This window comes from Salmonella sp. HY31 (assembly GCF_042604575.1).
Taxonomy (GTDB): Bacteria; Pseudomonadota; Gammaproteobacteria; order Enterobacterales; family Enterobacteriaceae; genus Salmonella; species Salmonella diarizonae.
Genome location: NZ_CP170479.1, coordinates 3,849,505 through 3,870,321 on the forward strand (window position 1 = coordinate 3,849,505; position 20,817 = coordinate 3,870,321).

Sequence of the window (20,817 nt, forward strand, 5' to 3'; positions counted from 1 at the left end):
CCCATCCCCAAAACATTCATGACGTGGCACAGCGCCACATCGCGAATCAAAGCGGGCAACGCCTCAGGCTTATACAGCCGGGCTGTGTCCCTTTACCAGTTGGCGCAAATTGACCGGCGAGTTGGTTTCCACCGCGGCATAGAGGCTGTCGTAAACGCTGGCGATTTTTTCCAGATAGTGCTCCAGCACCTGCTCGCGATCGCGGTTGTTAACCCGTTCATCAACCTTGCCGTCGATATCGAGTTGTGCCTGTGCAATCAATTGCTTATCTTCGCCATCTTTGGTTTCAACGTAGTATTCAATGGTGTGGCTGTTAAAACCATCCGCCAACGCGACGTAAATACGAAAGTGCTCAAACAGGACAAAGCAAAGATCCCTTTCCGGCGCGCAGCTCATTGCGTGATGCAGGCGCGCTTTCGAGAGGGTGATCCCCTGAACCAGCGAGTTGCAGTAAATATGCCACTGGTCCTGTAGGCGACGATGCCGTTGCGCGATGTAATCGGCTTTTTCGCTTATTTCCCAAATAGTCATGTCAGGTTACCCGTTTAACAGAGATGCCTGCGTTAAGCATTTTTCATGCCAATTATTAACCTATTGTTTTAATAGCATATTGACGTAATTATTGCCGTTTCGACGCGGTGACGACATGTCATTTCGTCATTGTCGACATGACCTACCAGGGGATGCAAACATTGGCATAAATATTGCTTTACAGGGGGCAACCACTACGGGAGGCGATATGCACGAAATCACCCTCTGCCAACGGGCACTGGAATTGATTGAACAACAGGCTTCAGCATACGGTGCAAAACATGTGACAGCCGTCTGGATCAAAATTGGCGCATTTTCTTGCGTAGAAACCAGCGCTCTTTCCTTTTGTTTTGATCTGGTATGCCGCGGCACGATAGCAGAAGGTTGTAAACTGCACCTCGAAGAACAGGAAGCCGAATGCTGGTGTGAGCATTGTCAACAATATGTCACGTTGTTGACACATCGTGTACGGCGTTGTCCACAATGTCATAGCGATACGCTGCGAATTGTGGCCGATGATGGCTTACAAATTCGGCGCATAGAGATTGATGGAACAGAAGATTAATGCCAGATGGCGGCTTCGCCTTACCCGGCCTACAACGACGATGACAACCTGTGGGCCGGATAAGACGCTCGCGTCGCCATTCGGCAGAAAGCCTGTAACAAGAAAAGATCAGGAGTAAGCGATGTGTACGACTTGCGGTTGCGCTGAAGGCAACCTTTATATAGAAGGCGATGAGCATAATCCACACTCTGCGTTTCGTAGCGCGCCCTTTGCCCCAGCGGCTCGCCCGGCGCTAAATATTACAGGCATTAAAACGCCTGAATTTACCCCAAGTCAGACCGCAGAAGGCGATCTGCATTACGGTCATGGCGAAGCTGGAACCCATGCGCCAGGTATGAGCCAGCGGCGGATGCTGGAGGTCGAAATCGACGTGCTGGACAAAAATAATCGTCTGGCAGAGCGCAACCGCGCCCGTTTCGCCGCCCGCCAGCATCTGGTGCTCAACCTGGTGTCCAGCCCCGGGTCCGGTAAAACCACCTTGCTGACCGAAACGCTGATGAAATTGAAAGACCGTGTACCGTGCGCGGTGATTGAAGGCGACCAGCAGACAGTGAACGACGCCGCCCGCATCCGCGCCACCGGCACGCCCGCCATTCAGGTAAACACGGGCAAAGGCTGCCATCTTGATGCGCAGATGATCGCCGACGCCGCGCCGCGCCTGCCGCTGGATGACCGCGGTATTCTGTTTATCGAAAACGTCGGTAATCTCGTCTGCCCGGCCAGCTTCGATCTGGGCGAAAAGCATAAAGTCGCAGTGCTTTCCGTGACCGAAGGCGAAGATAAGCCGCTGAAGTATCCCCATATGTTTGCCGCCGCGTCGCTAATGCTGCTCAATAAAGTCGATCTGCTGCCCTACCTCAATTTTGACGTTGAGAAGTGCATCGCCAGCGCGCGTGAAGTGAACCCGGAGATTGAAATTATCCTGATTTCCGCCACCAGCGGCGAAGGCATGGATCAGTGGCTGGCCTGGCTGGAGGCGCAGCGATGTGCATAGGCGTTCCGGGTCAAATCCGCGCCATTGACGGCAATCAGGCAAAAGTTGACGTCTGCGGCATTCAGCGCGACGTCGATCTCACATTAGTCGGCAGTTGTGATGAAAACGGTCAGCCGCGTCTGGGTCAGTGGGTGCTGGTTCATGTCGGATTCGCCATGAGCGTCATTAACGAAGCGGAAGCGCACGATACGCTCGACGCGCTACAAAATATGTTTGATGTTGAGCCGGACGTCGGCGCACTGCTGTATGGTGAGGAGAGATAATGCGTTTTGTTGACGAGTACCGTGCGCCGGAACAGGTAATGCAGCTCATTGAACACCTGCGTGAACGCGCCACCCTTCTTCCTTACACTGCCGAACGTCCGTTGCGCATTATGGAAGTCTGCGGGGGTCATACCCACGCGATTTTTAAATTTGGTCTCGATCAGTTACTGCCCGAAAACGTGGAGTTTATTCACGGCCCCGGTTGTCCGGTCTGCGTGCTGCCGATGGGACGTATCGACAGTTGCGTGGAAATCGCCAGCCATCCAGAGGTGATTTTCTGCACCTTTGGCGATGCCATGCGCGTGCCGGGGAAACAGGGTTCTCTGTTGCAGGCTAAAGCGCGCGGCGCGGATGTCCGTATTGTTTATTCACCGATGGACGCGCTGAAGCTGGCGCAGGATAACCCGACCCGCAAAGTGGTATTCTTCGGACTGGGCTTTGAAACCACCATGCCGACCACCGCCATCACGCTGCAGCAGGCAAAACAGCGCGACGTGCGAAACTTCTACTTTTTCTGCCAGCACATTACGTTGATCCCGACGCTGCGTAGCCTACTGGAACAGCCGGACAACGGCATTGACGCATTCCTTGCGCCAGGCCACGTCAGCATGGTCATCGGCACCGAGGCGTACCAGTTTATCGCCGCCGGTTTTAATCGCCCGCTGGTGGTGGCAGGATTCGAACCGCTTGATCTACTGCAAGGCGTGGTCATGCTGGTTGAGCAGAAAATAGCGGCCCTAAGCCAGGTTGAAAACCAATACCGCCGCGTGGTGCCGGATGCCGGAAATATGCTGGCGCAGCAAGCCATCGCCGATGTGTTCTGCGTTAATGGCGACAGCGAGTGGCGCGGTCTGGGCGTGATTGAATCTTCCGGCGTCCACCTGACGCCAGAGTATCAGCGCTTTGACGCCGAAGCGCATTTCCGCCCAGAGCCGCAGCAAGTCTACGACGATCCGCGTGCCCGCTGCGGCGAAGTGCTGACCGGCAGATGCAAGCCGCATCAGTGCCCGCTATTTGGTAAAACATGTAATCCAGAGACCGCGTTCGGCGCGCTAATGGTCTCTTCCGAAGGCGCATGCGCCGCCTGGTATCAGTATCGTCAGCAGGAGTGTGAAGTTTGAACAATATACAACTCGCCCACGGCAGCGGCGGCCAGGCTATGCAACAGTTGATTAATAGCCTGTTTATGGAGGCCTTTGCCAACCCGTGGCTGGCGGAACAAGAAGATCAGGCACGTCTGGAGCTGGCGCAACTGACGGCGGAGGGCGACCGTCTGGCGTTTTCTACCGATAGCTATGTGATCGATCCGCTCTTTTTCCCCGGCGGCAATATCGGCAAACTGGCGATTTGCGGTACGGCGAACGACGTTGCGGTGAGCGGCGCGATCCCCCGCTATCTCTCCTGCGGCTTTATCCTTGAAGAAGGGCTGCCGATGGAGATGTTAAAAAGCGTGGTCAATAGCATGGCGGCGACCGCGCGGGAAGCGGGTATCGCCATTGTAACCGGTGACACCAAAGTTGTGCAGCGCGGCGCGGCGGATAAATTGTTTATCAACACCGCCGGCATGGGGGCGATTCCCGCCGATATTCACTGGGGCGCGCAAACGCTGAGCGTTGGCGATGTGCTGTTAGTCAGCGGTACGCTTGGCGATCACGGGGCCACTATCCTCAACTTGCGTGAGCAACTGGGGCTGGATGGCGAGCTGGCGAGCGACTGCGCAGTATTAACGCCACTTATTCAGACGCTGCGGCATATTGACGGAGTGAAGGCATTGCGTGACGCCACGCGCGGCGGCGTGAATGCGGTCGCCCATGAGTTTGCGGCGTCCTGCGGTTACGGTATTGAATTGTCCGAATCCGCACTTCCGCTCAAACCTGCCGTGCGCGGCGTTTGCGAGCTGTTGGGGCTGGATGCTCTGAACTTTGCCAACGAAGGAAAACTGGTGATTGCCGTTGAACGGCAGGCCGCAGATCGGGCGTTGGCGGCGTTACGCGCGCATCCGCTGGGACGTGATGCGGCGCTGATTGGCGAAGTCGTCGAACGCAAAGGCGTTCGCTTAGCCGGACTCTATGGCGTGAAGCGAACCCTTGATTTGCCACACGCCGAACCGCTGCCTCGTATATGCTGATACACAGCCCGGTAGCGCTACGCTTACCCGGCCTGACTCGTAGCTACCGGATAAGCGTCAGCGCCATCCGGCAAAAATGTAAAACGAATACCTATAATTCATAGACCTTTTCGCACCGCGCCGCGGTATTTTCCTGGAAAAGCAACATGTCGTATACACCCATGAGCGATCTTGGACAGCAAGGCTTGTTCGATATCACTCGTACCTTATTGCAGCAGCCCGATCTGGCGTCGCTCAGTGAAGCGCTTTCGCAACTGGTAAAGCGTTCAGCGCTCGCCGACAGCGCCGGCATTGTGCTATGGCAGGCGCAGTCGCAACGCGCACAATATTATGCGACGCGAGAAAATGGCCGTCCTGTTGAATATGAAGATGAAACCGTACTGGCGCACGGCCCGGTACGTCGCATCCTTTCTCGCCCCGATGCGTTGCACTGTAATTTCCATGAGTTTACCGAAACCTGGCCGCAGCTTGCCGCGGGCGGTCTCTACTCGGAATTTGGTCATTACTGCCTGCTTCCTTTAGCCGCGGAAGGCCGTATTTTCGGCGGCTGCGAGTTTATCCGTCAGGAAGATCGCCCCTGGAGTGAAAAGGAGTATGACCGTCTGCATACGTTTACCCAAATTGTCGGCGTGGTCGCCGAGCAAATTCAGGACCGGGTAAACAATAATGTCGATTATGATCTGTTGTGTCGCGAACGCGATAACTTCCGTATTCTGGTTGCGATCACCAACGCCGTCCTGTCGCGCCTGGATATTGATGAGCTGGTAAGCGAAGTCGCTAAAGAGATCCACCACTATTTCAATATCGATGCGATCAGCATCGTGTTGCGCAGCCATCGCAAAAATAAGCTGAATATCTACTCCACCCACTATCTTGATGAGCATCATCCGGCGCACGAACAGAGCGAAGTCGACGAAGCCGGCACGCTCACGGAGCGCGTCTTTAAAAGCAAAGAGATGCTGCTTATCAACCTCAACGAACGCGATCCGCTTGCCCCCTACGAACGAATGCTGTTCGATACCTGGGGCAATCAGATCCAGACGCTTTGCCTGCTGCCGTTGATGTCCGGCAAGACGATGCTTGGCGTACTCAAACTGGCGCAGTGCGAAGAAAAAGTGTTTACCACGGCTAACCTCAAGCTGCTGCGTCAGATTGCCGAACGGGTGGCAATTGCAGTGGATAATGCGCTGGCCTATCAGGAAATCCACCGTCTGAAGGAACGCCTGGTCGACGAAAATCTGGCGCTCACGGAACAGCTTAATAACGTTGACAGCGAGTTTGGCGAGATCATCGGGCGCAGCGAAGCAATGTACAACGTGCTAAAGCAGGTTGAGATGGTGGCGCAGAGCGACAGTACCGTGCTGATTCTGGGCGAAACGGGAACCGGTAAGGAGTTGATTGCCCGCGCCATTCACAACCTGAGCGGACGTAGCGGGCGCAGGATGGTAAAGATGAACTGCGCCGCGATGCCGGCGGGGCTGCTGGAAAGCGATCTGTTTGGTCACGAGCGCGGCGCGTTTACCGGCGCCAGCGCGCAGCGGATTGGTCGTTTCGAGCTGGCAGATAAAAGCTCGCTGTTTCTGGATGAAGTGGGCGACATGCCGCTGGAGCTACAGCCTAAGCTGTTGCGCGTCCTTCAGGAACAAGAGTTTGAACGTCTCGGCAGCAATAAACTGATCCAGACCGACGTGCGACTGATCGCCGCAACTAACCGCGATCTAAAAAAAATGGTCGCCGATCGCGAATTCCGTAACGATCTCTACTATCGGCTGAATGTTTTTCCGATCCAACTTCCTCCGTTACGCGAACGTCCGGAAGATATTCCGCTACTGGTCAAAGCGTTCACCTTCAAAATCGCCCGCCGAATGGGTCGTAATATCGACAGTATTCCTGCTGAAACGCTGCGCACGCTCAGCAGCATGGAATGGCCAGGGAACGTTCGCGAACTGGAGAATGTCGTCGAGCGCGCCGTGCTGCTGACGCGCGGCAATGTGCTACAACTGTCGCTGCCGGATATTATCGCCGTAACGCCCGATACCTCGGCTGTTGCGACGGAAAGCGCCAAAGAAGGCGAAGATGAATATCAGCTTATTATACGCGTGTTGAAAGAGACCAATGGCGTAGTGGCTGGACCAAAAGGCGCGGCACAACGTCTGGGGCTTAAACGAACCACCCTGCTGTCGCGTATGAAGCGATTAGGTATTGATAAAGACGCATTAGCGTAACGGGTTGCCGGATCTTATCCGGCCTGGAGATGATGCGCGCCGTAGACCTGGCGCTTCCCCTTCACTTCTTACGCTGATATTTTTCCGGCAATTCCGGAACGGGGCGCTTATCGTCGATAAGATGCCGCACGGTCAGGACAGGATGCAGCCAAAGCATTCGCGGGCCTGCCCAACGCATAATCTGCTTCATCTCCTCGCGTTTAGCCGGCTGATAGCAGTGCACCGGGCACTGCTTACAGGCGGGTTTTTCCTCGCCAAATACGCACTTATCAAGACGTTTTTGCGCGTAGGAAAACAGCGCATCATAATGCGCCTTATCATTTGAAGCTTGCGGACACCGGTTCGCGTAGAGCGCGATCATTTTTTTGATCGTCAGTTTTTCACGAGCGATACGTTTACCAGACATCGTGTCCTCTCCAAACATTAAGATGCATTTATTTTACACCTTATCTCTCTTTAGCACTATCACTGCGTATCGTCACGCTTTCGCAAATAAGAATTATTTTCATTTATTCATACCTTGTGCTATATAACATAGCAAAGGCTATATTCGATGATTAATTAACCACATTGTTGCGAGGGATACTATGACGAATCTGCGCCGTCTGAAAACACTCCTGATTGCCGGTATTGTAGCGATACTCGCGCTATCGCCGGCCTATGCAAAAGAGAAATTTAAAGTAATTACCACATTTACCGTTATTGCCGACATGGCGAAAAACGTGGCGGGCGACGCAGCGGAAGTCAGCTCGATTACCAAGCCCGGCGCTGAAATCCATGAGTATCAGCCAACGCCCGGCGATATAAAACGAGCGCAGGGGGCCCAGCTTATCCTCGCGAATGGTCTGAACCTGGAGCGGTGGTTCACCCGCTTTTATCAGCACCTTTCCGGCGTACCGGAAGTCGTCGTCTCCACCGGCGTCAAACCGATGGGCATTACCGAAGGCCCGTATAACGGTAAACCGAACCCGCACGCCTGGATGTCGGCAGAAAACGCGCTGATTTATGTCGATAACATTCGCGATGCTCTGGTGAAGTACGATCCGGATAATGCGGAGATCTATAAGCAAAACGCCGAACGCTATAAAGCGAAAATTCGCCAAATGGCCGATCCGCTGCGCGCCGAACTGGAAAAAATTCCCGCCGATCAGCGCTGGCTGGTCACCAGCGAAGGCGCGTTCTCTTACCTGGCGCGCGATAACAACATGAAAGAGCTCTATCTCTGGCCAATTAACGCCGATCAACAGGGTACGCCAAAACAGGTGCGTAAAGTGATTGATACCATTAAAAAGCACCATATTCCCGCCATCTTTAGCGAGAGTACGGTTTCCGATAAACCAGCCCGCCAGGTCGCGCGTGAATCCGGCGCGCATTATGGCGGCGTGCTGTATGTCGATTCTCTGAGCGCCGCCGATGGTCCTGTACCAACCTATCTGGATCTGTTGCGTGTCACTACCGAAACCATCGTCAACGGCATTAACGACGGACTGAGGAGTCAACAATGAGTCAATCTGCGATTACCGTTGATCAAGTCACGGTGACGTATCGCAACGGCCATACCGCCCTACGGGATGCTACTTTTCAGGTGCCTGGCGGTACAATCGCCGCTCTGGTAGGTGTAAATGGTTCCGGTAAATCTACGTTATTTAAAGCGTTAATGGGCTTTGTGCATCTTGCGCAGGGCGATATCACTATACTGCAACAGTCGGTCAATACAGCGCTGAAAAAAAACCTCATTGCTTATGTTCCGCAATCGGAAGAAGTGGACTGGTCATTTCCGGTACTGGTGGAAGATGTGGTGATGATGGGACGCTACGGCCATATGGGCTGGCTACGCCGTCCTACTGCGCATGATCACGCCTGTGTTGACGCCGCGCTGGCGCGGGTGGATATGCAGGAATATCGTCACAGGCAGATTGGTGAGCTGTCCGGTGGGCAGAAAAAACGCGTATTTCTTGCCAGGGCCATTGCTCAGGATGGACAGGTGATCCTGCTGGATGAACCTTTTACCGGCGTAGATGTAAAAACCGAAGCCCGAATCATCGATCTACTGCGGGAGCTGCGCGATGAAGGCCGCACGATGCTGGTATCAACGCATAATCTCGGCTCCGTCACCGAGTTTTGCGACTATACGGTAATGATTAAAGGGACCGTACTGGCCAGCGGTCCTACAGAAACCACGTTTACCGCCGCGAATCTGGAGCAGGCGTTTAGCGGCGTTCTACGTCATATCGCGCTAAGCGGCGGCGAAGAGCACATCATCACCGATGACGAGCGCCCCTTTATTTCCCGGCGCGTGGCCAGTGGAGGAAAATCGTCATGAACTGGCTTGTTGAGCCGTTTGGCTACCAGTATATGCTCAACGCGATGTGGGTCTCCGCGATGGTGGGCGGCCTGTGCGCGTTTCTCTCCTGCTATTTGATGCTCAAAGGCTGGTCGCTCATTGGCGATGCGCTATCTCACTCCATTGTGCCTGGCGTCGCTGGCGCCTGGATGTTAGGGCTGCCCTTCTCGCTCGGCGCGTTTCTTTCCGGCGGACTGGCTGCTGGCAGTATGCTCTTTCTTAACCAACGCTCACGCCTGAAAGAAGACGCAATTATCGGACTTATCTTCTCCTCTTTTTTTGGCGTCGGTCTTTTTATGGTGTCGCTCAATCCAATGTCGGTGAATATCCAGACGATAATTCTCGGCAACGTGCTGGCGATCGCGCCAGCGGATATTGCGCAACTGGCGATTATCGGCGCAGTCTCGCTGACGATTTTGCTGTTAAAGTGGAAAGATTTGATGGTCGTCTTTTTCGATGAAACCCATGCGCGTTCTATCGGGCTTAATCCGGGTCGGCTAAAGCTGCTGTTTTTCACCCTATTATCCGTCTCCACCGTGGCGGCCCTGCAAACCGTCGGGGCGTTCCTGGTCATCTGTCTCGTCGTCACGCCGGGCGCGACGGCCTGGTTACTCACCGACCGTTTTCCACGTCTGCTCATGATTGCCGTAGTAATTGGCAGCCTGACCAGTTTTCTGGGCGCCTGGCTTAGCTACTGGCTGGATGGCGCCACTGGCGGAATTATTGTCGTCATGCAAACCTTACTGTTCATCACGGCCTTTATTTTCGCCCCGAAACACGGTCTGCTAGCCAACCGTCGACGCGCCCGCCTGCAGAAGGAGCCGACATGTTATTAACAACGTTGCTGGAGCCATTTCAGTTTGATTTTATGGTGAATGCCCTTATGGTTTCGGTCATTGTGGCGATTCCCTGCGCCTTGCTGTCCGTATTTTTAGTGTTAAAAGGCTGGGCGTTAATGGGCGACGCAATGAGTCATGCGGTATTCCCCGGGGTCGTGCTGGCATATATTGTGGGTATTCCCCTGGCGATTGGCGCTTTCATTGCCGGATTATTTTGCGCTATCGCGACCGGTTATCTGGACGATAATAGCCGCATCAAACGTGATACGGTGATGGGAATCGTCTTTTCCGGGATGTTTGGCGCAGGTCTGGTGCTCTATGTCTCTATTCAATCGGAAGTGCATCTGGATCACATCCTGTTTGGCGATATGCTGGGCGTATCGCTGGGGGATATAGTACAAACGTCGGTCATTGCGCTGGGTATTGCGTTAATCATTGGACTGAAATGGAAAGATCTCCTGCTACACGCCTTTGACCCGCACCAGGCGAAAGCCAGCGGGTTAAATACCACGCTACTGCATTATGGCCTGCTATGTATGATTGCGCTGACTATCGTCGCCACGCTGAAATCGGTGGGAATTATTCTGTCGATCTCACTGCTTATCGCCCCCGGCGCAATTGCCATTTTGCTAACGCGACGCTTTGCGCGCGCGCTGGGATTAGCGGTCAGTCTGTCAGTTATAACCGCTTTTGCGGGCGTCTATCTGTCATTTTATCTTGATAGCGCGCCAGCGCCGACCATCGTAGTATTGTTTGCCATCATATTTATTGCGGCATTTATTTACTCAACATGGCGCGACAGGCGTAATGAAATCGTACCAGAGGCGCAAGGTTAACACTTTTTTGCCTGCTATTCAGGAAACATGCGGTCATAATATAGAGTAGTCTTATGGCGCTATAAAGATTTCCTCTGGCAGGCAACTTTATGAGTTCATTACGATTTAAGTAAAGATTTATATTCAGCTATCCTTTTTTTATGAGAGGATATAGAGAGTTTTTTATCGTTTAGCATAACGGCATTGTTATCGAATCGCTCATAAAGCGTTTCATTCTTTTTGTTTACTATACTGCTTTCCGCCGCCGGATTGGCCTCCACATATTCATTTAATCGTTGTACGCCTTGAGTATGTTTGTAAAAACTCACCGGCAAATAGCGGTCTGCTTTATCAGACGGGAGAAAAGGTTCTTCTCCACACAGACGTTCACAAATATTATCTTCATGAATTTTTACTAAATTCATAAATTCAAGATGAAGTTTTTTGGCGAGCGCCAGGCTAAAAATACCGCATTCAGAAGAGCTCCGTTGAATGTCCAGCTCGACCATAGCAAAATAACAATCAGGCAGTTGTTCACGTTCAATAACTGCTTTGGTCCTCAACGCCAGTAAAGCAGGTCCAAAAGCGCTACACGCTGCTGGCTCGAACAAAATCACCGATGTCTTTCCGTCCATAACTCTAAAATCGACGACTGAAATGTGGATACCTAAACTTCCCATATTTACGATAAATCGGGCAGATTCAACGCCTTCCATTCTGGTCTCCTTTATAGAGGAAACAAGCTCATGGACTGACATAACAAATTTAAGATTTAACTCTGGATACTTCTTATTGGCCTGTGCAACAAGAAAAGGCATCATTTCGAGATCGGTCTCCTCGTAACTGATATTAATCCAGCTCCCATCTATAATTTCACTTTCCAGACGCTCAATAATACAGGTCAATGCTTCGGTGTTTAGCCCCCCGCTTACTTCTGGCTGAGGCGATAGATTCCCCCCCATATTACGAGTTGTAGGACTTAGCATACTTTCCCCTCCACATGATCTCTCCTGCACTGAAAATATCATCTTTAACTTTTCAGATTCAATATATTGTCCGCAAAAATATGCATCAATGATTGAGCCAGGGTACCAACCACCTCCAAATGATCAGATATAATAATTACTACTCAAAAAATATTTTTTTATAATAAAAACTCAACATATGGTCATAAATAATAAAAAATATTTTAATTCATTCCTACCGCAATCGGTAACGAGCAATTATCGTCCGGTACGCTATGGTTATGTGCAAAAGCAGTGCGCTGTAAATGCGCGTCTAATTTCAGCCCCCGGAAAAGAGATAGCGGTGAAGAGTCCATCCCCAAACGATACATTACCTTCTTACGATAAATACTGACGGTTTTTGTTCCCAGGCCAAATTTTTTCGCCAGTTCAATTGCCGGATGTCCGGAGGATAATAATATCAGCAGCGCATATTTCGCCTGGGTGACGCCGGGCGGTAGATTCCACCAGGCGTATTGATTGATATTAAACAGTATCTCTTCCGGCGTCTCTCCGGCATTAAAAGCATACGTAGCAGCCACAGTTTTCCTCTGTGGCCTGTGGCAGAAACGCAGCCAGGCCTCCGGAAAACGAGACTTCTCTCGATCCGAGCGGATAATGCAGCATAGCTCGTCTTTTAGAACATAATCCATAACGCCAAAATATTGCAGCACACAGCGATCGATATAATACAAGCGATCTGCCACTACCAGAACTTTACGACTCTGCAACCGCGCCTGCAACGCATGAAAAAGATAAACATGCTCATGAGGGTTCAAAGATAAAATCAGCCCGGCATCCGGCATATCGGATATAGAATGCAAGAGTGCGGTTAACGAATTACATGTTTTGACGCGTTTTTCCGGGTATTTTTGCTTAAAGATGGACTGAAGGGCATAACAATTAGTCCAGTTGATACCGTATATAATTACATTTTTCATTTGCTTATCCTTTTCTGAAAACTGACCACAGCTTCGGTAATGATTTTTCTTCCTGGGCAGCTACTGCGCAAGTGGATAACGCCCTCTTGCAACAAACGTAATAATGCTTGATACGTTATTACATGCGCAATGCTGTTACCGAAATGAATTCCTTTTACGAATCTGATAATGATTAAATTTTCTTTTTTACTTTACGGTAATCTCTTGCAGTGCAACGATTGCCGGATTCCTTGTGACCTGGTATGTCTGACAATGAATGCTTTCGACTCTCTTTTATTAACTGCGTATCACAGGTGTAGTGATACTGGACTATATACTGCTATTAAGAGAAATATTTTCGCATCTGTACGCAAACAGATAGTAACGTTTAAAACAATTTCAAAAATTAATGATTTATTGTACGCATAAAGCTAAGTGGTGTAATTTTAAAATGCCGTTTAAAAATAGCGATAAAATAGGATGGCGTATCATAGCCACACATCGTCGCGACTTGTGAAATATTTCCAGCGCCCATACGTAGTAATTTTATAGCCTGATTCATACGAGCATCCAGGTATATTTTACTAAAGCTCACATCTTCAGCGGCCAGTTTGCGTTTCAGACTTGATACGCTCATGAACAGTTTTCCAGCCACCTCAGCTTGAGACCATTTACGGGTGATATCACTAATAATAATGTTATAAACTTTCTCTTTTGTCGTAATCTTTACCGCTCGCTCAAGGAAATCAAACCCACCGGGTTTGCGTACAAATGCCGATATAAGATACATTAATGAGTAATATGAATAATCATGATCATCAATACTCACATTACTACAAACCCGTGGACACGCCACGCCATTCAAAATAGAGTCAAAAGTATCACTCATTCCGGGCAACAGCTCGGCATGGAAAAAATGCTTTGGCTTCGTTTTTAATGATAACTCTCTGTCATTATAATTTCTTGTGCTGTAAAAGACTTTGTAGAATTTTTGCATTAAGTCATAAGAAACTTCCAATGAGGAAAAATCTATATGACCTTCAATTTCGCTCATACTAAACGTTATCGTTTGATCTTTTTCCAATAAAAATAAACACGGTGCAGGTTGCTCAATGAACTCCCCAAACTCATTTTCAATCCGCAAACTGCCTTTATTAAGTTTGATTAATACGCAATTTGCGACATAATAGTCTCTTACATCAGCTAATCCGTTTATTAATGAAGCTCTACTCGGCTGTTGAAGGTGATTATTGCTAATAGCCTCAACTGATTTATTCATTGAAGGCAATACCATATTTTATCCTGTGTGCTATAAGGAACTTAAAATCGTTATATTCTTATAAAGAAATAATTAAAACTCACAAAGATGATTTAAATCTGATTGTTTTATTATTGTAGCCAATAATTACATTCTAAAGTGCGTTGTTTTTTTTCATACAAAGATACTTTTATAAACTTTATGCACAATCTTGTAATGAAAACTTACAATATTAATATGGATTTTCCAGGATAAAACGCCTTACAGATACTGCAATAAGTACTATTTATCAGTAACATAGCTGAGTTAGCATGGTGCACTATCAACACTATTCACTGACGTATACACCATACCTTATCACAAACTGCCAGCAATGGGAGACTTACCAGTCAACTGCCTCTTTGTTTTCCCCGCCTGATAAAATAATCTCCTGCATCCAGGAAGTCATTTGTGACTGTGCGTTCATCGTGCCAACTAATAACCCATTTAAGGCCTCATATAAACGGGTATCCGACTCAACTTTTCCCATCATATTTTGTAGCATAGCCGTTTGCTGCTCAAAGGAGACAAATGCAGGATCGCCACTGTTAGGATCTTTGAAGGCATTCATTTCTTGATAAATGGCATCTTTAAGCGTTTCAGAAGAGGCTGACTCAGGAAGCGACAAAAGCCTCTGGTAGAACACGTCATAGAGCTCAACATCAGTGCCATTGCTTAAACGTGCGCTATCCACATTATTCAACGTAGCCGCCCTGGCGCTTAACGAAACAACACTGCTACCCGTCGCTTCAGTATTCGCTGTCGGGACCAAATAAGAAGTTGAAACTGTGCCTGGTATCATCTTTTAACCTCCATTTTATGATGCTTGCGTTTTTGTCTTCCACTCATCAATAAGTGCATTAATGGCACTATCAGAAATCGTCCGGCAGTCTTGTGGAAGTTCATCAAGATGATGCTTAATAACACCTACCGCCGTTTCAACAAATTGTTCAGGTGAAAATTCTGCGATCTGATCGCCGCAACTCATGATAAAGCGCTGTTCCTGATGATATTTAAGATTAAAAGTACCTGGCCAGTTCTCCATAAGCAACACCATCAGTTTTTGGTGATCTTTTTTCGCATTAACTGGCAGTGTTAAAAAAAGTTGTCCCTCCGGCTTATCAAAATCCCTCAGCCACTCATCCAGTACGGTTAAAAGCGTTTCTGGATGATCGACTGCTGCTGAAAATAACTCTCGGGCATAAGTCTGTATTTTTTCCATCCATTTCCAGGCCATTGTCTGACTATCGGTAAGATAAGCTGCGACCTGCTGTAACGCGTCTATCATTCCCTGTTCGTAACCTTCCTGGTAGGCATACATCCGCAAGGTCTTTGCCTCTTCTTCCGCCTCTCGCAAAATACGCTTAGCCCGTTGATGCGCCTGCTGTTCTAATCTCTCAATAGAGAAATAACGTTCCAGCGTTTTACGCTTTATCAGTATCCCCTCAACAGGCGAAAGCGGGGACGGAATTGGGATATTTTTGAGCATATTGTAAGGCCAGTAGCAAAATTGACATTTCTACAGCATCCTGCTTCGATGCCTCCTCAATAAATGGAGGAAAAAGCAAAGGAAAACGCTGTGCTAAAGATTCAGGTAAAAATTCACTCAGGGCATCTAACTGTGCATACCCGACGCTGAGTAAAAACCGGTGATTCGGCGCCTTATCGCAGACAGATAAACTTGTTCCCTGATGCATTGCCAAAAATGCTTGCGCCCAATCCGGCAGGCCAAGCAAGGCTCCCTGCCTTGCCAGATCGGCTCTCAGTTTATGGCAACCGAGTAAGTACGCTATTTGCGGTAGTCGGTGCCACTGACGCAGCCACAGCTGCGTCAGTGAGTTTTGAATACTCTCCTTTTCTCCGGTCTTAAGCTGCCAGGTCGCCAGTATTAACTCATTCGCCGCCGCCCTGGCGGCAGGTCTGACAATCATTTCCGAGGCTATCTGCAACCGCTGAGGATGAATATACGACAACGGATCAAAAATGACTTTTTGCCAGATAATGGGTAATGGCTGCCTATTCATTTGACGATTTCGCCTTATCATCAGCCGTTATGCCTTTCTTATTCCGGGCATAATGGTTTTTGTAATACCAGACGCCAAATCCTGCTGACATCACGGATAACAAAATAATCAATACAATCCAACTAGTTGCAAAAGAATTACGTTTTACTGGCGTGCCGGGAGCCTGTAATTGGGCATCTGAACGTTCTGACAACACAACAGAAATATTGTCATAATCCACGTCGGAAAAACTATTCTTTAAGAAACGCTTGATATCGCTGATCTGATGCGCAAGCGGCGAACCTCGTTCATATACGGCTAATGCCGACAGATGAACAGGTTTTGGCGGGCGGCCATTTTCACCAGCATCAATATCATAACTGATATGGACCCTGGCGGAGAGCACGCCTTCCATCGTCTGTAATGACTGCTCCAGTCGCTGTTCAATAGCCGAATATAACCTGGCCTTTTCAGCTCGCGGAGACGATACCAGCGAATCCGCCGGAAACATCTGCGCAATTTCTACCCGTGGCCGGGGAGGAAGCTGATAGGTTTTAATCCAGTACACCGCAGCGGTAAAATCAGGCTCAGCAACGGTAATGCCATAGCCCAATTTTCCGCTATCAATTTTATTCGCCTCTATATTATGCATTTGCAGAACGGCAATGACCTCATTAGCCTGTTCCTGGTCCAGTCCTTTTAAAAGATCCTTATCCTTACAGCCAGCAAGGGTCACTACCAGCAGAAAGGTATATAGATATCGACGAATCATGAGCGTAATAGCGTTTCAACTGCCCCGACTCCTTTACGAGTAAGGGTACTGACCATAGAAACATACAGGTTATAATCTGATATCATCTCTTGCGAAATGGCCAGTTCTTTAGGGTCCGTCACCAGATTAGGGTCCTCAATCCGATTGGTAATCGTCTGTTTATCCACAGCCGTGGCAATCGCCGAACCAGAAAAAGCCTGTAGTAGACGGTCATCCAGCGAGACAATGTCTGTTTCCATAGGTCTGATATTGACCGCCTGCCCTATGACGGCATTTTCAGGGACAATAGTTGCAATCGACATAATCCACCTTATAACTGATTAACGGAAGTTCTGAATAATGGCAGCATCAATATCCTTAAAGACTTTTACCGTGTTCGATTGCGCGTTACGGTACAAGTTATATTCCGAGAGCTTACTCTGATACTGCGCCAGTAGCGCCGGATCGGAGGGCTTTGCTGCTAAATCCGTAAGTGCTTTCGTCACCTGCGCTTGCAAATCGTCAACACCTTTATCAAAAGTCGCGGAGACTTCATCCAGATAACCTGACCAGTTAGCCATACTTATTCCTTATTTACGTTAAGTTAAAGTGGGCTTGGGAAATACCAATGGCCTGGGCTCATTTTGATATAACCTTCCGCCCCGTACTGAAATGAGCGCCCCTTGAGCCAATCATCTTTTAATTCGATAGCAAACTGCACATAGCGTCCTCCCCATGTTCGGTAATAACTATCGACAAATTGACGAGCTCTGAGTATTTCTACATCATCGAGCGCTCCCTGAATAACAAACGTTACGCCGCCTTTATGATTCCTACGGGAATAAGGAAGCGCCTGCTGTTTTAGCCCCGCTTCCGCCTGGCCTGCTGCGGCAACATCATCCATCAACGTGATGTCAACCGAATCTGCGTATGGCATTAGCGCTCTCAGCTTTTGACTTAAAACCTCGATCTCTTTTTTGCTCATATTGTTTCGCTGGCGGCTTAACCAGAAAACGGGTTTACGCGGTTCATCGAAATGAAGGCGATAATAAGCCAACTGCGGATAATAAGTATCCAGCCAGGTAGAGATACGCTTATTCTCTTCGTTTTCGTTAATCACTCGCGCATTTTTATCATAATCGCCTCTGGCTAAAACCTGACGAGCCCACAGCGTATCCCTTTCATTTTGCGCAGAGACATAGAGCATTTTGTCTCGTCCTGGCAACACCTGAAAGCGCTCTTTCTCCTGGCCCAACAACGAATCAAGCTCTGCGGCCTGCCGCTGCGGCGAGTTAAGTATCCATAACGTACCTACCGTCCCAATCCCCAATATAAAAAAACCAGCCAGTGCCGCCACAATTCCGTTTTTAAAACGCGGCTCGATCTTCTTTTCAGACGTCTCCAACGTCTCAGGTTGCTCAGGCGTCCACGGCTCGCTTTCCGGGCGAATCAGGATAAGCAATTCACCGACCTGTATTGGCGTATTTAATTGCACCGGACGAGATTCAGAATTTCCTTCTTTCAGCTCATGGAGTATAATTTCGGTCGCATCCGTATCCACCTGGATTTCAAAATTTATTCCGCCATGGTCCAGCGGGATAAAAAAGCTATCGGCAGGTATATCAGGGAGCTGGCCAGAAGCAGTGAGCGCATCACTCTGGCCTACCACAAACAGTGTTCGGCCTGCCAGCAATGGAAACTCACAGCCGTTCAGTGAGCTGTTAAGTAATCGAACTATGTATGGCCCAGGGCTTGTTATCGTCTTCTCTTTTGATGTTTCCATATATACTGTTAGCGATGTCTGTCGTTCTCGATAGCAGCAGATTACAGCGTGGGACACAGGGATTCCTGATGAAAATAGAATGAAAAGTGAGAAATAAAATCAATTTATTCTGTATAATGCGTCTCAACACATATTAAAAGAACTATCGTCCCCGTTGCGGCTTAAACTACTGTAGATAAATTACCCAAATTTGAGTTCTTTTGGTATAACAATCAGACCATTGCCAACACACCCTAATAAAGAGCATTTACAACTCAGATTTTTTCAGTAGGATACAAGTAAGGAACATTAAAATAACATCAACAAAGGGATAATATGGAAAATGTAACCTTTGTAAGTAATAGTCATCAGCGTCCTGCCGCGGATAACTTACAGAAATTAAAATCACTTTTGACGAATACCCAGCAGCAAATTAAAAGTCAGACTCAGCAGATCACCATAAAAAATCTTTATGTAAGTAGTTTCACTTTAGTTTGCTTTCGTAGTGGTAAACTGACGATTAGCAATAATCACGATACGATTTACTGTGAAGAGCCTGGGATGTTGGTACTCAAAAAGGAGCAGGTCGTTAACGTGACGCTGGAAGAGGTCAATGGCCACATGGATTTCGATATACTCGAGATACCGACGCAACGACTTGGCGATCTCTATGCGCTTATCCCAAATGAGCAGCAAACCAAAATGGCGAAACCTGTCGAGAAAGTGCAGAAGATCTTCTATACGCCTGACTTTCCTGCCAGAAGAGAGGTATTTGAACACCTGAAAACAGCGTTCTCCTGTACTATGGATACAAGCAAAAGTTGCAATAGCTGTAACAACCAAAGTTGTATTGAAAATGAGGAATTAATCCCTTATTTTCTGCTGTTCCTGCTTACCGCTTTCCTCCGGCTTCCGGAGAGTTATGAGATCATCCTTAGCTCAGCTCAGATAACGTTAAAGGAGCGCGTCTACAACATTATTTCCTCCTCACCGAGTAAGCAGTGGAAACTTACGGATGTTGCCGACCATATATTTATGAGCACATCAACGCTCAAAAGGAAACTAGCAGAAGAAGGTACCAGCTTTAGTGATATCTACTTATCTGCGAGAATGAATCAGGCGGCAAAACTTTTACGCATAGGTAACCATAATGTCAATTCTGTAGCATTAAAATGCGGTTATGATAGTACGTCCTATTTCATTCAATGTTTTAAAAAATATTTTAAAACTACGCCATCGACATTCATTAGAATGGCGAACCACTAGCGTTTTTTGTATCTTTTACTCAAGAAAAAATTTTTATTGAAATTTTAATAATTTAAAATTCTAATCGTTTCATAACACACCATAGTAGGATTGGAGGTTATTCAATATCATTATTCTGTCCAGAAGACACTCTGTACTGATATGTCTGGAAATTTAAAATAAGGCTAATTATACAACGCGACTTTTGTGAACTTGTCATCGCTATGATGACTGGTAGACCGATATTACCTTATTCACAGCGTAAGAATCTGTCCAGATGAAACTATCTCCTTCCGGCTTTAGCCCTGTGGACTAAAGCTGGCATTTTATTCATGTTTATATACCATTCGCTCCCTGTAGCAAACGCCTGCCTGGATAGTATAAATAGAAACAGTCACGCTTGTCAGTATCGTTGACGTCTTCTTACCTATCATACCTCCTCTCTTCATCCTGATATCCATATCTTGTCAAGGCTAGTTTAAGGATGATACCGCTCACAAATTCACTGCCCTTTTGACGCGATACCGCTGGGAAATAAAGAAAAGGAGATATCATTATTCTGCAAAAAAACATAAAAATAAGCGCAATACTCAAAACAGTCTGTCATTTATATTTTCACGCTTAAGCTAAATTACATCTTTAAACTTTCAACGAATAGTCATTTCTTAAGAATCCACGGTAGAATTGGTTCTGATGGTATAATTATCAGACCATTAGATATGAAGGTATAATAAGCAGCATTTACACCCCAGAAAAATACAGTAAGATAGCTATAAATCCAATCTCAATTGCAATGAGGTCGAGTTAAATATGTAAATATTTAGATACCCGGCGCTGATTATCTCTGCAATAACACATACGACAGCGCCCACTCAATAATTACAGTCAGTTATAAAAATTGTTATTATCAACATGTCAGTTTTTTAAATCACAAACATAAGCTAAATCATCAAATGTAAAATACAGAGCAAAACATATAAATCCGAGCCCATAGGATATGACATTAAGCTCAAGATAAAAGCTCAGCCTGACCGTTACTAATAACAGCAAAATTACTGGCACAGTAAATTCCGTACTAACGGCGGGTATTAACCATTATAATTTTCACCCTGTAAGAGAATATACAACTAT

The 20,817-nt window shown here is 48.0% G+C and carries 23 protein-coding genes; 11 read left to right on the top strand and 12 right to left on the bottom strand.

What is annotated here, in order from left to right; genetic code table 11:
* Positions 1 to 69: 69 nt before the first annotated feature.
* Positions 70 to 531 (bottom strand): formate hydrogenlyase regulator HycA, encoded by a 462-nt coding sequence (gene hycA / locus ACE15A_RS18350; RefSeq protein ID WP_053509063.1) that lies wholly within the window; start codon positions 529 to 531, stop codon positions 70 to 72.
* A 208-nt stretch (positions 532 to 739) separates the two neighbouring features.
* Here hycA and hypA point away from each other — a divergent pair, with 208 nt between their 5' ends.
* From hypA to flhA, 6 genes are all read left to right on the top strand, one after another.
* Positions 740 to 1,096, top strand: a complete 357-nt coding sequence (hypA, locus tag ACE15A_RS18355) for a hydrogenase maturation nickel metallochaperone HypA (protein ID WP_023249364.1) — start codon at positions 740 to 742, stop codon at positions 1,094 to 1,096.
* Positions 1,097 to 1,217: 121 nt separating this feature from the next.
* The gene (hypB, locus tag ACE15A_RS18360) at positions 1,218 to 2,090 is read left to right on the top strand and encodes a hydrogenase nickel incorporation protein HypB (protein WP_023249363.1); all 873 of its coding nucleotides are present in this window, start codon (positions 1,218 to 1,220) and stop codon (positions 2,088 to 2,090) included.
* Positions 2,081 to 2,353, top strand: coding sequence for a hydrogenase 3 maturation protein HypC (gene hypC, locus ACE15A_RS18365; RefSeq protein ID WP_023249362.1), 273 nt, complete (start codon positions 2,081 to 2,083; stop codon positions 2,351 to 2,353). The genes hypB and hypC overlap by 10 nt, the downstream gene beginning before the upstream one ends.
* Positions 2,353 to 3,474 carry a hydrogenase formation protein HypD gene (gene hypD / locus ACE15A_RS18370; RefSeq protein WP_053509065.1) on the top strand — a complete coding sequence of 374 codons (1,122 nt, stop codon included), beginning with the start codon at positions 2,353 to 2,355 and terminating at the stop codon, positions 3,472 to 3,474. The genes hypC and hypD overlap by 1 nt, the downstream gene beginning before the upstream one ends.
* Positions 3,471 to 4,481: a hydrogenase expression/formation protein HypE gene (hypE, locus tag ACE15A_RS18375; RefSeq protein ID WP_023249360.1), complete on the top strand. Its 1,011-nt coding sequence runs from the start codon at positions 3,471 to 3,473 to the stop codon at positions 4,479 to 4,481. The genes hypD and hypE overlap by 4 nt, the downstream gene beginning before the upstream one ends.
* 146 nt (positions 4,482 to 4,627) lie before the next feature.
* Positions 4,628 to 6,706, top strand: a complete 2,079-nt coding sequence (flhA, locus tag ACE15A_RS18380) for a formate hydrogenlyase transcriptional activator FlhA (RefSeq protein WP_023249359.1) — start codon at positions 4,628 to 4,630, stop codon at positions 6,704 to 6,706.
* Positions 6,707 to 6,767: 61 nt separating this feature from the next.
* On the opposite strand, the gene ACE15A_RS18385 is transcribed toward flhA, so the two are convergent.
* On the bottom strand, positions 6,768 to 7,112 hold the full coding sequence (locus ACE15A_RS18385; RefSeq protein ID WP_023249358.1) for a nitrous oxide-stimulated promoter family protein: 345 nt from the start codon (positions 7,110 to 7,112) through the stop codon (positions 6,768 to 6,770).
* A gap of 181 nt (positions 7,113 to 7,293) precedes the next feature.
* On the opposite strand from ACE15A_RS18385, the gene sitA reads away from it, so the two are divergent.
* The 4 genes from sitA to sitD are packed head-to-tail and all read left to right on the top strand — an operon-like array spanning position 7,294 to position 10,725.
* Positions 7,294 to 8,211 carry an iron/manganese ABC transporter substrate-binding protein SitA gene (gene sitA, locus ACE15A_RS18390; protein WP_053509067.1) on the top strand — a complete coding sequence of 306 codons (918 nt, stop codon included), beginning with the start codon at positions 7,294 to 7,296 and terminating at the stop codon, positions 8,209 to 8,211.
* On the top strand, positions 8,208 to 9,029 hold the full coding sequence (sitB, locus tag ACE15A_RS18395) for an iron/manganese ABC transporter ATP-binding protein SitB (RefSeq protein ID WP_000083165.1): 822 nt from the start codon (positions 8,208 to 8,210) through the stop codon (positions 9,027 to 9,029). Before sitA ends, sitB begins: the two co-directional genes overlap by 4 nt.
* Positions 9,026 to 9,886 (top strand): iron/manganese ABC transporter permease subunit SitC, encoded by an 861-nt coding sequence (sitC, locus tag ACE15A_RS18400; protein ID WP_023249356.1) that lies wholly within the window; start codon positions 9,026 to 9,028, stop codon positions 9,884 to 9,886. The genes sitB and sitC overlap by 4 nt, the downstream gene beginning before the upstream one ends.
* Positions 9,877 to 10,725 carry an iron/manganese ABC transporter permease subunit SitD gene (sitD, locus tag ACE15A_RS18405; protein WP_023249355.1) on the top strand — a complete coding sequence of 283 codons (849 nt, stop codon included), beginning with the start codon at positions 9,877 to 9,879 and terminating at the stop codon, positions 10,723 to 10,725. The genes sitC and sitD overlap by 10 nt, the downstream gene beginning before the upstream one ends.
* 98 nt (positions 10,726 to 10,823) lie before the next feature.
* Here sitD and avrA read toward each other — a convergent pair whose 3' ends face one another.
* The 10 genes from avrA to prgH all read right to left on the bottom strand — a co-directional run bounded on the left by avrA (position 10,824) and on the right by prgH (position 18,462).
* Positions 10,824 to 11,732, bottom strand: coding sequence for a type III secretion system YopJ family effector AvrA (gene avrA, locus ACE15A_RS18410; RefSeq protein ID WP_077918500.1), 909 nt, complete (start codon positions 11,730 to 11,732; stop codon positions 10,824 to 10,826).
* Positions 11,733 to 11,893: 161 nt separating this feature from the next.
* Entirely contained in the window at positions 11,894 to 12,649 is a 756-nt protein-coding gene (locus ACE15A_RS18415) for a transcriptional activator SprB (protein ID WP_023249353.1), read from the bottom strand.
* Positions 12,650 to 13,034: 385 nt separating this feature from the next.
* Positions 13,035 to 13,922, bottom strand: a complete 888-nt coding sequence (gene hilC / locus ACE15A_RS18420) for an invasion transcriptional regulator HilC (RefSeq protein ID WP_023249352.1) — start codon at positions 13,920 to 13,922, stop codon at positions 13,035 to 13,037.
* A 346-nt stretch (positions 13,923 to 14,268) separates the two neighbouring features.
* Entirely contained in the window at positions 14,269 to 14,727 is a 459-nt protein-coding gene (locus ACE15A_RS18425) for a type III secretion system effector protein OrgC (protein WP_023249351.1), read from the bottom strand.
* Positions 14,728 to 14,742: 15 nt separating this feature from the next.
* Positions 14,743 to 15,414: a type III secretion system linker protein OrgB gene (orgB, locus tag ACE15A_RS18430; protein WP_023249350.1), complete on the bottom strand. Its 672-nt coding sequence runs from the start codon at positions 15,412 to 15,414 to the stop codon at positions 14,743 to 14,745.
* Positions 15,371 to 15,970: an oxygen-regulated invasion protein OrgA gene (gene orgA, locus ACE15A_RS18435; RefSeq protein WP_077944426.1), complete on the bottom strand. Its 600-nt coding sequence runs from the start codon at positions 15,968 to 15,970 to the stop codon at positions 15,371 to 15,373. The genes orgB and orgA overlap by 44 nt, the downstream gene beginning before the upstream one ends.
* Positions 15,942 to 16,700 (bottom strand): type III secretion system inner membrane ring lipoprotein PrgK, encoded by a 759-nt coding sequence (gene prgK, locus ACE15A_RS18440; protein ID WP_023249348.1) that lies wholly within the window; start codon positions 16,698 to 16,700, stop codon positions 15,942 to 15,944. The genes orgA and prgK overlap by 29 nt, the downstream gene beginning before the upstream one ends.
* Positions 16,697 to 17,002: a type III secretion system inner rod protein PrgJ gene (gene prgJ / locus ACE15A_RS18445; protein ID WP_000020427.1), complete on the bottom strand. Its 306-nt coding sequence runs from the start codon at positions 17,000 to 17,002 to the stop codon at positions 16,697 to 16,699. The genes prgK and prgJ overlap by 4 nt, the downstream gene beginning before the upstream one ends.
* An 18-nt stretch (positions 17,003 to 17,020) precedes the next feature.
* On the bottom strand, positions 17,021 to 17,260 hold the full coding sequence (locus ACE15A_RS18450; RefSeq protein WP_053509072.1) for a type III secretion system needle complex protein: 240 nt from the start codon (positions 17,258 to 17,260) through the stop codon (positions 17,021 to 17,023).
* A gap of 23 nt (positions 17,261 to 17,283) precedes the next feature.
* Positions 17,284 to 18,462, bottom strand: coding sequence for a type III secretion system inner membrane ring protein PrgH (gene prgH / locus ACE15A_RS18455; RefSeq protein WP_053509075.1), 1,179 nt, complete (start codon positions 18,460 to 18,462; stop codon positions 17,284 to 17,286).
* 315 nt (positions 18,463 to 18,777) lie between these two features.
* Between prgH and hilD the strand changes: the two genes are divergently transcribed.
* Positions 18,778 to 19,707 (top strand): transcriptional regulator HilD, encoded by a 930-nt coding sequence (gene hilD, locus ACE15A_RS18460; protein ID WP_023249345.1) that lies wholly within the window; start codon positions 18,778 to 18,780, stop codon positions 19,705 to 19,707.
* Positions 19,708 to 20,817: the final 1,110 nt, after the last annotated feature.